The following is a 14,703-nucleotide window of genomic DNA, read 5'->3' on the forward strand; positions in this document are numbered from 1 at the left end:
GCCGCTATACGGAACGGAAACAAATAATAATTAAACATTAATAACTAACAATTAAGTAATCATGAACAGAAAACAATCATTCCGACAGACTTTAGTTTTATTCTGTCTTTTTCAATTTTCGTTTTTCATTTTTAGTGCCAATGCGCAAGTAACTATCGGTGCCGACAAAGCCCCCGAAAGTTTTTCGCTTTTAGAAGTAACAGGTACTACAGGTGGTTTGCGTCTGCCTCAGCTTACTACCGTTCAGCGTAACGCCTTATCGGTAAGTGGTAAAGATTTAGCCGAAGGGCTTACTATTTACAACATTACTACTAAATGTACCGACACATGGAATGGTACTGCTTGGGTATCCGATTGTAGTGGTGGTAGCGACAATTTAGTTATTACTACCCAGCCCCGTGCTTTCAACTGGAAAGAAACAGAAGGTGCCGGTACTTTGTTGGGTATTGGTACTGATGCAGCTACTATAAGCGTAGCGGCTATCGGTGTGGCTCCTCTTACTTACCAATGGTACGAATTGCCTACAAATCAGAACGTTGCTCCTATGACTGTGACTGATGGTACAGGAGGCGATTCAGATGCTTTTACTCCCGATTTATCAGCTTTGGGCATGCGCCGTTATTATTGCCAAATAACCGATGCTAACGGCAACAGTATAAACAGCGATATAGCTGAAGTGGCTGTAGGCTGTGGTGCAAAAACCGTAGCAGGTGGATGGAGCAAATTTATGTGCTATAATCTGGGTGCAACTGTTACAACTATTGCTGCTCAAAAATCAACATCAAGTGTTGTATATAGTTATGGCGGTAGTGGTGTAACTCCCGATAATATGAAGCTTTCTCCAGTTTACGGTGACTTATACCAATGGGGTCGTAAGACTGATGGTCATCAAAAACGTACCAGTGCTGCAACCACTACATTGTCTACTAACAATGACGCTACACTTCCTGCCAGTATTTCCGGTTCCTTTATTAAAGCTCCTTCTTATCCTTACAACTGGGTTGATGTAACAAAAGCTGTTACCGCTGACTTGAATTGGCGTAACCAGAAAAATGCTACTTACGACCCATGCCCTACAGGTTGGCGCGTTCCTGCTCAAGGTGAATGGAGTGATATCTTCCGTGGCGGCTCAGCTCCCGGTGTTAAAGCTACTGCTGTAACTAATACTTGGAGTTGGTATTCTGCTGGTGGTACTAATGGTTACGAAGTGAAACCTGACGGTGAAACCACTACTTTATTTTTGCCCGCCGCCGGCTATCGCGCCTACAGTAATGGCGAGCTCTACACTGTAGGTGTTAACGGCTACTATTGGAGTGGTAGCCTTAGCAGTGTGTACTCGCTCAACTTGGCCTTCAATGGTAGTATCGTGTACCCTGCGGCTCTGGACAGCCGTTCGCGCGGCTTCAGTGTACGGTGTATAGCGGAGCTGTAAGTACGTGATATAATAACATACCTCTTTCCCCCTCGTTGTTACAAATAGCGAGGGGGAGATGAAAGGGGTATCTATCTGCGTAATTTGCGTTCTTTTCCCTTTTGTGACACCCTCAGCGGGTTTTTCAGAACTCGTAGGTTTTCATGTCTTCTCCTGCTATGGTGTTGGCAAAGACGGCCTTTGCCTCGTTATATATAATCTCTGGATTGGAGTAGCGGGCAGAATAGTGTCCTATGATAAGTTTTTTTACGTTTGCTTTTTGTGCTATTTCGGCTGTTTGACGGGCGGTACAGTGCATGGTCTTTCCGGCCCTTACCAGTTCCTCTTCGGCAAAGGTGGCTTCGTGATACAGGCAATCCACCCCTTCAATAATAGGTATTATCTTTTCGTTGTATGCCGTGTCCGAACAGTAGGCAAACCGCTTTGGTGGCTTTGGCGGGGTAGTTAGCCGTGTGTTAGGTATTGTTTCGCCATCGGTTGTTACAAAATCTTCGCCCTGCTTTATTTTATGGATGTACGACACAGGAATCTGATAGAAATCAATCATCTCGCGGATAATGTTCCGTTCCTTTGGTTTTTCTTCGAACAGGAATCCACAGGTGGGCACACGGTGCTTTAGCGGAATGGAATACACCGACACCGAGCGGTCTTCGAATATGAGTTGGTGCTTTTCGGGGTCGACATGGTGAAATATGACTTTGAAGGGCAGGTCGGCACAAAAATACTGTAACATAGGTGTCAGCAGCCTCTGCAAGTCGGCATGTGCGTGTATGTGCAAATCGGCAGTACGGTTAAGCATCCCGAAACTCGAAATCATCCCCACCAGCCCGAAACAATGGTCGCCATGCAGGTGCGAAATAAATACATGCCCGAAGCGCGTATTGGTTACCTTCATCTGGCGCAGGCGTATCTGCGTTCCTTCGCCGCAATCTATCAGGTAACTTTTTTCACGTAGGGTGAGTATCTGTGCGCTTGGAAAATACCTTTTTGTAGGCAGGGCAGAGCCGCATCCTAATATGGTTAGTTGTGCATTTTGCATAGTAATCCGCAGGTAAGGGGCAAGAGGTGAGAAGTAAGTTGTTTTTTTGAATATGTATTATTACTTACATCTCTTACTCCTTAGCTCTCTTATTTATTTCCATTCTGATTTGAGTACCCCGAATACTACTAAGTCAACATATCCGCGCGAGTGCAGTTCGCCTTCGCGCTCTATCCCTTCGCGCTTAAAACCAAGACGCTCGGCTACCTGCTGGCTTTTTATATTTCCGGTGGCTGCTTTCAGCTGAACGCGGTTCATCCCCATTTCGTCGAAAGCATATTCTATTATTGCACGGCAGGCGCGCGTCATTATTCCGCGTTTTTGAAATCCTTCCGAAAGCCAGTAGCCTATCTCTGTCTTATTATTGCTTACATCTGTATCTTTCAGCCCTACCAATCCTACAAACTGGTTTTCGAAATAGATGGCACAGGTCAGATTATTCGGGTCGCCGTGTATTGTTTGTTCTACAAACATCAGTGTGTCAGATACTTCTTTGGTATATTCTACAAAAGGAAGCCATTCCGAGAAATAATTGCGTTCGCGCACAAGTGTGGTAAAAATGGGTTGAACCTCGTCCAAACTTATCTCCTTTAGGGTAATCTGGGCATCTATTATTAATTCTCTTCTTGCTCTCATAATGTTTGATTTTTTTTGAAAGTTATGGTTTTTAACCTATGACTGGAATAGAATAGGATAATAATAAGTTCATACTACTAAAACATTATGAACGTCTTATGTTATTCTATTCTTTCAGATTATCACCTGAGTTTGTTCACTCACTACTTTACTATGTTCTTGTTTTTCTTTTCAGTTCAAAATCGCGCCCGAGGTATTTTTCGCGTACAATCGGGTTCTCGGCCAGTTCTTCCGATGTACCCTGAAACATGATTTTCCCCTCGAACAGCATATAGGCACGGTCGGTAATACTCAGGGTTTCGTCTACGTTGTGGTCGGTTATCAGGATGCCGATGTTTTTGTCTTTCAGTTTCCACACAATATCCTGTATATCCTGTACGGCAATGGGGTCGACCCCTGCAAATGGCTCGTCCAGCATGATAAAACTGGGTTCTATTGCCAAGCAGCGTGCTATCTCGGTACGGCGGCGTTCTCCTCCCGACAGGCGGTCGCCGATATTTTTCCGTACATGCTCCAGATTAAATTCGGAGATGAGCGTTTCCAGTTTTTCTTTCTGGTATTGCTTGCTGAACTTGGTCATTTCCAACACAGCCTTGATATTATCTTCTACCGACATTTTCCTGAAAACGGATGCTTCCTGTGCCAGATAGCCTATTCCGCTTTGCGCACGCTTATAAACGGGGTATTTGGTAATTTCCTTGTCGTTAAGGAAAATTTTCCCCGAATTGGGTACTACCAGCCCTGTTGTCATATAAAAAGTGGTGGTTTTTCCCGCACCGTTAGGCCCAAGCAAGCCCACTATTTCGCCCTGCTCCACATAAATCGAAACATCGTTTACAACAGTCCGTTTTCCGTACTTTTTGTACAGATGTTCGGTGCGAAGTACCATTCCTGTATTTTCCATCCTTTTTTTTGAGAATAAATTGTAGACAAATATTTTAGTATATGACAAAAATTGAATTGCAATCAGTATTTTACAAATAATGATATTGTTTGCCTAAATTATCTAATTTCCTTTTGCCTTGATGCAAAAGGAACAAAAGATCAAGACTATGCCCGCTTCGCACGAAAAACTTACGCTCAAGGAGCTAAAATCCTCAAACTCGCTATGCTCAAACAGTGAGTATTTTTGCGCTCCTTTCACTTGTTTTTCGGCTCACCGGACAAGGTCGGAACGGCACCTATAACAGATTGAAAAAAATATTCAATATTTATTGTCATGTACTTAGGACAAATATAGTGAAAGGCGCGCACGCAGCCGAGCTGTATTGGGGCGCATCCTATATTATGCAAATATACAAAAAAACATGCAGGCTGTGGTTTTTCCGTTTCCCGATTAAGTTATTTTAAAAAAAGAGGGCTTCTCCCAAAACGGGCGGGCTATACTTACTCGTTTTATTTTTCATCCCCCTTTTTTTCCAGATAGATGCTTTGGGTGGGGAAAGCAAAACTCAGTCCGGCGGCATTGAACGAATTAAGTATTTCCATGTTCACACTTGTATTGGTGCTGAACACATCGCCTTTTTTCTCCACATAGTAAATAAAGGTAATACCCAGCGCGGAACTGCCAAAGTCGGTAAATGCCACAACCATGTCTTTTGGGCTTACGAATTTCACTTTTTGAGGCATTTGCTTCAGTATGTCCATAGCGGCTTGCATTTTTTCCGGCGTGGTGTCATAGGTCAGCCCAAGGTTCAGCGTGACTTTACGCATTGGTTCGGTGTTCACATTCTCGATAGCGGCATCCATTATCTTATAGTTCGGGATAGTAAGCAGTCGTTTTTCGAGGGTGCGTATGCGTGTACTTCTCAGTCCTATATCTTCTACATTGCCATCAATGCCGCTAAAACGTATGCGGTCGCCAATCTGAAACGGTTGGTCGGTGAATATGGTTACCCCTGCCAGCAGGTTCTTGATGGTGTCTTGCGCTGCCAAAGCTATGGCTACACCCCCAATTCCCAGTGTACCAAGCAATGCTCCCACGCTTATGCCTGCATTACTGAGTGCGGTTACGCCTCCGATACCCCAAATGATGATTAAAAGAAAGCGTTTTGCCAAGGGTAAAAATTTCTTGTCGATATTTTTTTTCGTCTTTTTATCGTTGGATTCTGCTTTTTGCTTGGTAGTTTCGTCGAGCAATGAAGTGAGCAGGCGTGCAAAAAACCAAGTGACGTTGAGCACAGCCAATATCTGATATGCCTGTATTGTATATTGGTGAAACTTATCCGGTGTATTTAAGCGTACGAGCGCTATCCATATGGCTACCAGTATTACGCCCAGTAATACTGGTGCTTCGAGCGACTGGAACAGGATGTCGTCGAAACGGTTTTTGGTTTTCGAGGCGGCTTTTTGGAATATGTGTTTGTTGAGCAGTTTTATAATCTTGTTCAGTATCAATGCGCCGATGACTATTAGTATTGAAATGCCCCAGTTTTCGAGACTGTTTCCGTAAATAATCCTTTCAAAAAATTTTTCCATATCTGTTATTTTTAATATAAGATTCGATACTGTATCCCCTCGGCGGGGAATATAAACAACATATTCATAAGTAGATTGGTTTACAGGCTTCTGTGTTTTTAATTTTTTTTATCTACTCGGCTGGTGCAGATGGCACATTCCGATTTAGCCGTCTCATCGGATTTCTTGGCAAGCCAATGGAACAATCCGCTTTGCGGTGCGAACAAGTTCGAGCGGCAATCCGATGATATACTAATAGCGGATTTGCAATCCGCAGATAGTAGCTTTCGGATTATAAATCCGAAAGGACTGAGGTAAACATAATTTATCCGTAAAGCGGACTTTAAGCCGCTATACGGAAACAATAATAATTAAACATTGATAACTAATAATTACCCCCGTGTCTTAGTGTCTCCGTGTTTAAAAAAATAATAATTAAACATTAATCATTAACAATTAATTTTTCCGTGTCTGGAAAAAATAGCGTTTATTCATCCAGTCCGAAGGCTACGGCATCGCTTGGCATGCGCCAGTCGCCACGTGGCGAGAGGTTAATAGAGCCTACCTTCGGGCCATCGGGCGTACACGAGCGTTTGAACTGCTGTGTGAAGAAACGGCGCAGGAATATTTTCAGCCATTTTTTTATTTCTGTTTCGCTATAGTCGTTTTTAAAAGCCTCTGTGGCGAGGAAGAATATTTTATTGGCACTAAAACCAAACCGCACAAGGTAGTACAGAAAAAAATCGTGTAACTCGTACGGGCCTACTATATCTTCGGTCTTTTGGGCTATTTTTCCGTCATTGTCCGCAGGGAGCAGTTCGGGGCTTACAGGAGTATCCAATACATCATTCAGTATTGCCTGTGTTTTGTCGTCCATCTGTTCCGATACCCACTTTACAAGGTAGCGCACCAGTGTTTTAGGCACTCCGTTGTTTACGGCATACATCGACATGTGGTCGCCGTTGTAGGTAGCCCAGCCCAGAGCAAGCTCCGACAGGTCGCCTGTGCCTACTACCAGTCCGTTTTGCTGGTTGGCAATATCCATTAATATCTGTGTGCGCTCCCGTGCCTGTACATTTTCGTAAGTGACGTCGTGTACCTGCGGGTCGTGCCCTATGTCTTTGAAGTGTTGCAGGCAGGCATCTTTTATCGAAATTTCCCTCGAAGTAATTCCGAGCGACTTCATCAGTTCTACGGCATTGGTATAGGTGCGGTAGGTAGTGCCGAATCCCGGCATGGTTATTCCTATTATCCGGTTGCGGTCGTAGCCAAGCAGGTCGGCTGTGCGCACACATACCAGCAACGCAAGTGTGGAATCCAATCCGCCCGAAATGCCTATTACCATCGTGTGGGCATTGGTGTGTTTCCACCTCTTAGCCAGTCCGGCGGTTTGTATTGAGAATACGTCTTCGCAATGTTCGTCGCGCATTTTGCCCGAAGGCACAAAGGGGTGTTTGTTGAATGTGCGTTTCAGTTTGAAGGTTTTATAATGTGCTTCTTCCAACTCAACGATACGGTATTGGTTGGGCGATTTTCCCTGCTCAAAGTTGGAATTGCGCAGGCGGTCGGCTTCGAGTCGTTCTATATCTATGTCGCTCACGGTGAGGTGTGCGTTTTGTAAGAATCTTTCCGATTCGGCAATGATACTACCATCTTCGGCTATGTAGGCGTTGCCCGCGAAAACAAGGTCGGTGGTCGATTCGCCCGTGCCCGATGCCACATATACATAGCCTGCCATGCAGCGTGCCGACTGTTGGCTGATAAGCTGGCGGCGGTAGGCGTTTTTGCCTACCAGCTCGTTGCTTGCCGACAGGTTGAATATAACCTGTGCGCCGTGCATGGCATGTTGCGAACTGGGTGGTATAGGAGCCCAAAGGTCTTCGCAAATATCGAGGGCGAATGTGAATTTTTTATCACAAAAAAGCAGGTTTGTGCCGAAAGGTACTGTGTGCCCGCTGATGGTTATACTGTTGAGCGATGGGTCGGCAGGGCTAAACCAGCGTTTTTCGTAAAACTCGTTGTTGTTGGGTATGTACGTTTTGGGTACGATGCCCAGAATACGCCCGCCCTGTATTACTATCGCTGTATTGAATAGCTTGTTACCCGTTCTTACGGGCATGCCTATTATGATAACGGCTGTGGTGGCAAAGGTTTCTACCAGTAATTGAGAAAGTGCTTTTTCAGCGTTTTCCAGTAGTTGCTGTTGCGTGAATAGGTCGGCACAGGTGTAACCTGTAATGCAAAGCTCGGGGAAGCACACTACCTGCGCTTTTTCTTCCTCAGCCTGATTTGCAAGGGCTATTATCTGTTTTACATTGAAATGGCAGTCGGCAACTTTCAGTTGCGGAACGGCTGCTGCTACACGTACGAATCCGTTGTACATATATGGTTAATTATTAGTTTTTAATTATCAATTATTAGTTGGGAAACAAGAGCCAGGATTTTTAGGTAAAAGTAGAAAGGTAAAAGGTAAAAGTGTGTTTTTCTTTTCTCCTAAAATCCCCCTTTTACTCTTATTCTTCTAACTCCATCTAACTCCTTTTACCTTCTTCTCCTTATTCCTCTTTCTCCATATCGCTCAGGTATATTTCGAGCGAACGGGTAGAGACCAGAATTTCCCATACCGACAGGGCAAGCGAGATAATCAGAAAAATTAATGCTATGCCGAATATAATAATGGATATAATCTGGAGGCCTATATAAATAAGAAACATGGTGGCTACGCACAATAGCAGGCTCACAACTCCGAAAATCTGCATGCTGCGGGTAAGATTGAGCCGCTTGCGCAGGTTTACGATTTGGGCATGTGTAAGTGCTGACTTGTCTTCCATATACCTGTCTTTCAGCGTGCGCACCAACTGAGCATACGAAAGAAACCTGTTAGTGTATGCCAGCAGTATGAGCGATACTGCCGAGAACAGGAATGTGGGTGTTACAAGTGTTAGTTCTTCCATGCGTTTTCTGAGTTAGTAGTTAGTAGCTACAAGTTACAAGTTTTGTTTTCAGGCTATAGTCACCGGTTGGCTGACGACTTGAGGCTTTTACTTTAGATAATTCAAGAACAAATAGTTCTATGCTTTTTTCAGCATGGAGGCTATTTTTTCTCCCAGTTCTATACATTTGTTATACGCCTCGGGTTTCAAGCCCTGTTTTTCTTCGGGTACGATTGGGGCTGTTTCCCATTTCATCTGCTCGGCAAAGGCGGTAAGCCGTTTTACCGCCGCACCTGCCCATGTGAATGAGCCGAAATATCCGAACGTACGGTTTTTTATACCGCGAATTTCTATCTTTTTCAGTAGCGAATCTATTTCGGGGTATAATTCATTGGAATAAGTGGGGCTGCCTATAATAAGCCCGTTGTATTTGAAAATATCGCGCAGTATGACCGAAGGGTCTGATTTGGAAGCATTGTGTACAATGATGTTTTTTACGCCTGCTTGTGCCAGCCCTTGTGCGGTTGCTTCTGCCATCCGCTCGGTGTTGCCGTACATCGAGCCGTACACAATCACCACTCCTTCGTCCAGATGTTCGTAACGGCTCAGCTTGTCGTATATGCTTACTACTTCGGGGATGTGCTTTGTCCATACCGGGCCGTGTGTGCTGCAAATTGTGTCTATCCGGATGCCCGATAGTTTTTCCAATGCTTTCTGAACGGGTGAGCCGTATTTTCCCACAATGTTGGCATAATACCGTATCATCTCGTCCCAATAGGGTGATAAATTCATCTCCGTATCGAGTACAGCGCCATTCAGCGCGCCGAAACACCCGAAGGCATCGCCCGAAAACAGTACTTTTTCGGTTGTGTCATAAGTCATCATGGTTTCGGGCCAATGTACCATAGGGGTAAGGTGGAACTGCAACTCGTGTGTGCCTAAACTAAGCGTGTCGCCGTCTTTTACCTCCAGTACGTTATTTGTCATGCCGTAGTATCCTTCAATCATGCTCAGGGTTTTAGCATTGCCTACGATGGTGACATCGGGATAATGCAGGCGAAGCTGGCGTATTGAGCCTGAATGGTCGGGCTCCATGTGATTCACTATCAGGTAGTCGATAGGGCGGTTGGCTATCTGCGATTGTATCTTATCTATAAACTCGTCGCCAAAGCAGGCGTCTACAGTTTCTACCAATGCTATTTTTTCGTCCACTATGAGGTACGAGTTGTACGATACTCCATAGGGTAGCGGGTGCAGGTTTTCGAACTTTGTTTTCTGACGGTCGTTTACCCCTGCGTAATATATGTTTTTTGCTATTTGCTGATTTTTGTACATAAGTCTACATGGTTTTGTTTTTGCAAACTTATAAAAATTCTTCGTATTTATGCCTCTGATTGAAAGCGGTAATCCCAAATATTTCGAGAAAGTAAAGGCGGATTTTGATTCGGGTGCAGAAAATGAGGTGCGGGGTGTCCGAAGTTAAAAACAACCTCTTAAATAGCCGGTACAAGTTGCGCTACGCTAAACTTGCGCCAACGAAAGGCTCTCAAAATCATAAGGAACGCAAATCACGCAAATTCACACAAATGTTATGTTGTTGAATTTATGTAAGTTATTAAAAACTGAATTTGCGTAATCTGCGTTCAAAAAAGACTTCAGAGACAGTTAATCAAGGTATTTTCGGATTGTATTAAAACCGCAGCGTTACCGATGTCATAAAGTTGGTGCCTGCCTGCGGAAAGTGGCGCAATTCGTTGTACCGTTGCTCGCCTACGTAATAAGAATACCACGTATAGCCGTTGCTCTCGTATTGGGCGTTGAACAGGTTGTTTATCAGCAGTTGAAAATCTATTCCTTTCAGCACTTTGTTGAATGGCAAGGTGTATTTCACGCTCACATTATTCACAAAGTACGGGTTGATGGAACGTTCCTTGTCCGATGTGTTGTCGATATACTGTCGTCCCACGTATGATGAGTACAGCCCTGCCTCAAAGTTCCGGTAGTTGAATGTGAAAATACTGTTTGCAATGATGGCCGGTGAGTACGATATGTCCGTTGTTCCCAAATCATTGTCGCGTGTGCCTGTCCAGTCGCCGTTTTCGTCGTATATATCTACGTCGCGTTCGGTGAAGCCCAGTATTTTATTTTGGCTCAGGGTCATGTTGCCGTCCCACCGTAGCAACTGCGATATTTTCCAGCCTGCTGTAAGCTCTATCCCTGCACGGTAGCTGTTGGGTATATTGCTGGTGAGTGGCTCGCCTATATCGCTTATCTTTCCGGTAAGTATCAGTTGGTCTTTGTACCTCATATAATATAGGTTTACGCCTGCGCCGAAACGTGGGGATAGAAACTGATAACCTACCTCGGTATCGTAAAGGCGTTCGCCGGTAGGTTTCTCGTTTTCGCCTGCATCGGTGTAGTTGTTGCGGTTTGGTTCGCGGTTGGCTACCGAGAACGATGCGAATATGTTTTGATTCCTGCCCGGCTTGTACGTTACACCTACTTTGGGATTGAAAAACGGGAAGTTGTGCGTTTGAGTGATGTCGCGCATCGTGCCGTTTTGCTCGTCGTATTTATCGTCCTCGCCTTTCAACCGGTATTTTACATATCGGAATTGAAGGTCGGCAGTAACAAAAAAGTTGCGAAACGCTTCCCAGTTTGCCTTGGCGTAAATGTTGGCATCGTCTTTTATCGAATTTCCCCTGTACCAATCCTTGTCAGGGTCGAATCCGTTCGGGTGCCGTACCCAAAGCACTTTCCCGAAATGGTCGCAGGCATAGCGGTTTGCCCCTCCGCCGAGCGAGGCTTGCAGTTTCTCCTTGTTATAGTTAAGTGAAAATACCAGCCCGTAAAAATCACTTTGTAGCCATTTTTGGCGTATCAGGTCGGTTTTCTTTAGTTCCACACCTCCTATTGTGGCAGGGGTAAGCCCATATTCCACGTATTTGCGGCCGGTCTTATAATCCTCGTAATATCCCTCGCCATCGGTATAGTGCAATGCCATGTTCAGGTACAGGTGTGGCGTGAATTTCTGCATCCAGTGCAGTTGGTAATGTATCTGGGTGTAGTTGTCGGTCTGGTTGTCGTAAAACTGTACATTACCCTCGTCGTCCACATAACGGCCTATGTCGTTGTACGTGCGCTTATATTCCAATGGGTTGAGGCGTACCAGCTCCAAATCGACACCGTTCCATGCCTGATAGGTTTTTTCCTTTCCGCCAAACGAGAGGAATTTCAGGGTGGTATTGTCTCCATAATATCCGGCCGAGAACATGTAGGATTTCAGGTCGCTGAAAGCCCTGTCCACATATCCGTCGGAGTTGATGCCCGACACACGCCCGTCGAACGCCAGGCGGTTGGCCATGATGCCCGTTCCCGCCTTTACGGTGTATTTTGTGGTGTTGAACGAGCCGTACGACGTAGACACTTCGGCATAAGGCTCGGTGCTTACGTGGTCGGTCTGCATGTTGATGCTTGCCCCGAAAGCCGCTGCCCCGTTGGTCGAAGTTCCTACCCCGCGCTGTACTTGTACCGACGATAGCGACGATGCAAGGTCGGGCACATTTACAAGAAACGATCCTTGCGACTCGGCATCGTTGTACGGTATTCCGTTGATAGTTACGTTGATACGGTTGGCATCCGTGCCGCGTATGCGGAAGCCTGTATAGCCGATACCCGTTCCGGCATCGGAGGTTGCTACAAACGAGGGTGTGAGCGACAACAGGTAGGGCAGGTCTTGCCCCAGATTGCGTTGCGACAGCTCCTCGGCCGTTACGTTGCTGTAAGCCACAGCCGAGCGGTCGGTTGCCCGCAGCGAAGTAACCGTCACTTCGTCCAGATTGAACGATTTGCGTTGCAGCCCGATTTGGATACTTTCGCCCGCTTTTACCTTGCGTTTCACAGATTCGTATCCTAAATAAAGTACATGGATTGTGTGGCTTTCGCTGTCGAGGTTTTCGAATACGAACGTTCCGTCTTTTGCGGTTGTTTTTCCTTGCGCGGTTTCTTCGAGCACTACGGAGCTTCCTTCCATCGGATTTCCGTTTTCGTCCAGCACCGTTCCTTTTACGGTGTATTGGGCGAAGATGGCCACAGATGATAATAAAATTGCCAGTGTGATTAAAAATTGTCTCATAATCAATTAATTAAATGTTAATAATTTTTGATTAGAGAGCCTAAAAACACGGAGATGAATACTGACCAAGCTTTATACAACTTACCCTGAGTATTGTTTAATTCCGTGCTTCTTGTGCATACAGCGTTGGGGTTCCGGCTGTTTGGTTTTACAGCCCGAAATGGACACATGTACGTGCAATAAGACACGGGATAAATTAATACGGGTAATGTATAAAACAGGATCTCTGCTTATTCCCTATCCACAATTACATGGCAGGTTCTAAGGGTATGATCTCAGCCCGAAATTATTAAGGCACCCCATTTTTTGTTGAATTGTTCAAGTCGTATAATTGTATAGTGCCTGTGTTATAGCGACTCCACAATTATATGTTCTTAACGCTTCAATATCAATAATTTTTTGAAAAAGTTCCGGATGAGTACTCAGCATCTTCTTTTCCGGCGGCAAAGGTAGAAAAAACTTTTAATAATCTCCACATGGTGGTACGAGATATTTCAGGGCAAGCTCTAAGTATTGTATTTCACAGAGCCACACAGAGTGTTATTTTGGTAATTCGTTCTCTTTCAGTTGCACTTCAAAATACGAACTTGAAAGTTTTTATGCAATCGGGGCAGGCGGCATCTACAGTTGGCAGTTACAATCTACGCAATTACGTTCAGATTGTAAAACTATAGTGTAGTGTAAAAATATCTTCAGAAAGGCGGTTTTGCATTTGCAATGCTGCCTTTTTATTTATAGTGCGATACAGTTTTATTATTGTAGGAAAAATGTCTTTTCCTGAAAAAATCCTCACAATTTTTATGAAGAAATAATACCTTTGCACCTGCTTATATAATATTAAGGTATAATGAAGACAAAAATTGTGATATTCGGCTTAGGCGGAGTAGGTGGGTATTATGGCGGAATGCTTTCGCACAAGTATGAAAACGACCCCGAAATTGAAGTGTATTTTGTGGCTCGCGGACAACATCTGCAAGCTATAAAAGAAAAAGGACTGAAAGTGATAACCGAAGATGGGTCGTTTGTAACCCATCCCACACTGGCTACCGACAATGTGTCGGAAATAGGAACAGCAGACTATATTATTATAAGTACAAAAAGCTACGACCTCGACGCAAGTATCGAGCAACTGAAACCCTGTGTAGGTGCTGATACGGTAATACTGCCTTTGCTCAACGGGATAGACAATACTACCCGCATACGCCGCATGCTACCCGATACCGAGGTGTGGTATGGCTGTACATACATAGTGGGGCGGCTCAATGCTCCGGGGGTTATCGAAAGTTCGGGCAATATACACCTTGTTCATTTCGGGTATGAGAATTGGAAGACCGATGTACGGCTCCGTTTTATGGAGCAGGTGATGAAAGATGCGGGATTCGATGCGCGGCTTTCTTTCGATATACTGTCCGTTATCTGGAAAAAATTCTTCTTTATATCGTCTACCGCTTCGCTCACATCGTATTTCGATGTCAGTTTCGGGGCATTGCTTACAGATGATACCCGCAGGAGTACATTAACAGGCTTGCTGAACGAGCTGCTTGAAGTAGCACATGCCGAGGGGGCAAATGTAGACAGCTCGGTAATAGATGACGTAATACGCCAGTTGGAAGACCTGCCGTTTGAAACCACCTCGTCGATGCATACCGATTTCAAAGCCGGAAGAAGTACCGAACTCAATACCCTGACCGGAATCGTAATAGAACTGGCACGCAAACACGGAATAGATACACCTATATATAATAAGGTATATGCAGGGCTGAAAAAGAAAGCTACAGCCTGATTTTCGTCGGCTATTATATAATAAGGTATAAATACACTTCAAAAGCCGGAACATTTGCTCCGGCTTTTGAAGTATTATGCAATAGGGTAACCCAAAATTGCATTTTAATCACCCAACTCATCCAAGATATTGTTCTTTCGTTTCCTATTCTCCAAGTCCCTCTTTTTGAGAGAGGGATTTAGAGAAAGTTCGAGTATTCCCGCTATTTAGCCTTTCGTCCTCGAGCCGGACAGGCTTTTACTTTTTCCTATAGCTGAAAAAGTAAACAAAAAAGCCACCGCTACACCT

At 44.7% G+C, this 14,703-nt stretch carries 11 protein-coding genes; 3 read left to right on the top strand and 8 right to left on the bottom strand.

What is annotated here, in order from left to right; translation table 11 throughout:
* Positions 1-61 precede the first annotated feature (61 nt).
* Positions 62-1,432 (top strand): FISUMP domain-containing protein, encoded by a 1,371-nt coding sequence (locus D0T49_RS11640; protein ID WP_163631672.1) that lies wholly within the window; start codon positions 62-64, stop codon positions 1,430-1,432.
* A gap of 124 nt (positions 1,433-1,556) precedes the next feature.
* Here the strand turns inward: D0T49_RS11640 and D0T49_RS11645 are convergent, their stop codons facing one another.
* The 4 genes from D0T49_RS11645 to D0T49_RS11660 all read right to left on the bottom strand — a co-directional run bounded on the left by D0T49_RS11645 (position 1,557) and on the right by D0T49_RS11660 (position 5,585).
* Positions 1,557-2,471 carry a ribonuclease Z gene (locus D0T49_RS11645; RefSeq protein WP_163631675.1) on the bottom strand — a complete coding sequence of 305 codons (915 nt, stop codon included), beginning with the start codon at positions 2,469-2,471 and terminating at the stop codon, positions 1,557-1,559.
* A gap of 93 nt (positions 2,472-2,564) precedes the next feature.
* Positions 2,565-3,107: a GNAT family N-acetyltransferase gene (locus D0T49_RS11650; RefSeq protein ID WP_163631678.1), complete on the bottom strand. Its 543-nt coding sequence runs from the start codon at positions 3,105-3,107 to the stop codon at positions 2,565-2,567.
* Between the two features lie 151 nt (positions 3,108-3,258).
* Positions 3,259-4,011 (bottom strand): LPS export ABC transporter ATP-binding protein, encoded by a 753-nt coding sequence (gene lptB / locus D0T49_RS11655; RefSeq protein ID WP_163631680.1) that lies wholly within the window; start codon positions 4,009-4,011, stop codon positions 3,259-3,261.
* Positions 4,012-4,502: 491 nt separating this feature from the next.
* The gene (locus D0T49_RS11660) at positions 4,503-5,585 is read right to left on the bottom strand and encodes a mechanosensitive ion channel family protein (protein WP_163631683.1); all 1,083 of its coding nucleotides are present in this window, start codon (positions 5,583-5,585) and stop codon (positions 4,503-4,505) included.
* 129 nt (positions 5,586-5,714) lie between these two features.
* Between D0T49_RS11660 and D0T49_RS11665 the strand changes: the two genes are divergently transcribed.
* Positions 5,715-5,882, top strand: coding sequence for a hypothetical protein (locus tag D0T49_RS11665; protein WP_163631686.1), 168 nt, complete (start codon positions 5,715-5,717; stop codon positions 5,880-5,882).
* Between the two features lie 169 nt (positions 5,883-6,051).
* On the opposite strand, the gene D0T49_RS11670 is transcribed toward D0T49_RS11665, so the two are convergent.
* The 4 genes from D0T49_RS11670 to D0T49_RS11685 all read right to left on the bottom strand — a co-directional run bounded on the left by D0T49_RS11670 (position 6,052) and on the right by D0T49_RS11685 (position 12,632).
* The gene (locus D0T49_RS11670) at positions 6,052-7,947 is read right to left on the bottom strand and encodes an NAD(+) synthase (protein ID WP_163631689.1); all 1,896 of its coding nucleotides are present in this window, start codon (positions 7,945-7,947) and stop codon (positions 6,052-6,054) included.
* 172 nt (positions 7,948-8,119) lie between these two features.
* Positions 8,120-8,518 carry a DUF2721 domain-containing protein gene (locus tag D0T49_RS11675; RefSeq protein ID WP_163631692.1) on the bottom strand — a complete coding sequence of 133 codons (399 nt, stop codon included), beginning with the start codon at positions 8,516-8,518 and terminating at the stop codon, positions 8,120-8,122.
* A gap of 117 nt (positions 8,519-8,635) precedes the next feature.
* Positions 8,636-9,832, bottom strand: a complete 1,197-nt coding sequence (locus D0T49_RS11680) for an FprA family A-type flavoprotein (RefSeq protein ID WP_163631697.1) — start codon at positions 9,830-9,832, stop codon at positions 8,636-8,638.
* A gap of 355 nt (positions 9,833-10,187) precedes the next feature.
* Entirely contained in the window at positions 10,188-12,632 is a 2,445-nt protein-coding gene (locus D0T49_RS11685) for a TonB-dependent receptor (protein WP_163631700.1), read from the bottom strand.
* An 847-nt stretch (positions 12,633-13,479) separates the two neighbouring features.
* Between D0T49_RS11685 and D0T49_RS11690 the strand changes: the two genes are divergently transcribed.
* Positions 13,480-14,415, top strand: a complete 936-nt coding sequence (locus D0T49_RS11690; RefSeq protein ID WP_163631702.1) for a ketopantoate reductase family protein — start codon at positions 13,480-13,482, stop codon at positions 14,413-14,415.
* Positions 14,416-14,703 lie beyond the last annotated feature (288 nt).

It is taken from the genome of Paludibacter sp. 221 (assembly GCF_010501035.1).
Classification (GTDB): Bacteria; Bacteroidota; Bacteroidia; order Bacteroidales; family Paludibacteraceae; genus QVMH01.

Coding starts and splice junctions, on each gene's coding strand:
- D0T49_RS11675 (WP_163631692.1), bottom strand. CDS start 8,518: ATGGAAGAACTAACACTTGTAACACCCACATTCCTGTTCTCGGCAGTA.
- D0T49_RS11685 (WP_163631700.1), bottom strand. CDS start 12,632: ATGAGACAATTTTTAATCACACTGGCAATTTTATTATCATCTGTGGCC.
- D0T49_RS11645 (WP_163631675.1), bottom strand. CDS start 2,471: ATGCAAAATGCACAACTAACCATATTAGGATGCGGCTCTGCCCTGCCT.
- D0T49_RS11660 (WP_163631683.1), bottom strand. CDS start 5,585: ATGGAAAAATTTTTTGAAAGGATTATTTACGGAAACAGTCTCGAAAAC.
- D0T49_RS11670 (WP_163631689.1), bottom strand. CDS start 7,947: ATGTACAACGGATTCGTACGTGTAGCAGCAGCCGTTCCGCAACTGAAA.
- D0T49_RS11650 (WP_163631678.1), bottom strand. CDS start 3,107: ATGAGAGCAAGAAGAGAATTAATAATAGATGCCCAGATTACCCTAAAG.
- D0T49_RS11680 (WP_163631697.1), bottom strand. CDS start 9,832: ATGTACAAAAATCAGCAAATAGCAAAAAACATATATTACGCAGGGGTA.
- D0T49_RS11690 (WP_163631702.1), top strand. CDS start 13,480: ATGAAGACAAAAATTGTGATATTCGGCTTAGGCGGAGTAGGTGGGTAT.
- D0T49_RS11640 (WP_163631672.1), top strand. CDS start 62: ATGAACAGAAAACAATCATTCCGACAGACTTTAGTTTTATTCTGTCTT.
- D0T49_RS11665 (WP_163631686.1), top strand. CDS start 5,715: ATGGCACATTCCGATTTAGCCGTCTCATCGGATTTCTTGGCAAGCCAA.
- lptB (WP_163631680.1), bottom strand. CDS start 4,011: ATGGAAAATACAGGAATGGTACTTCGCACCGAACATCTGTACAAAAAG.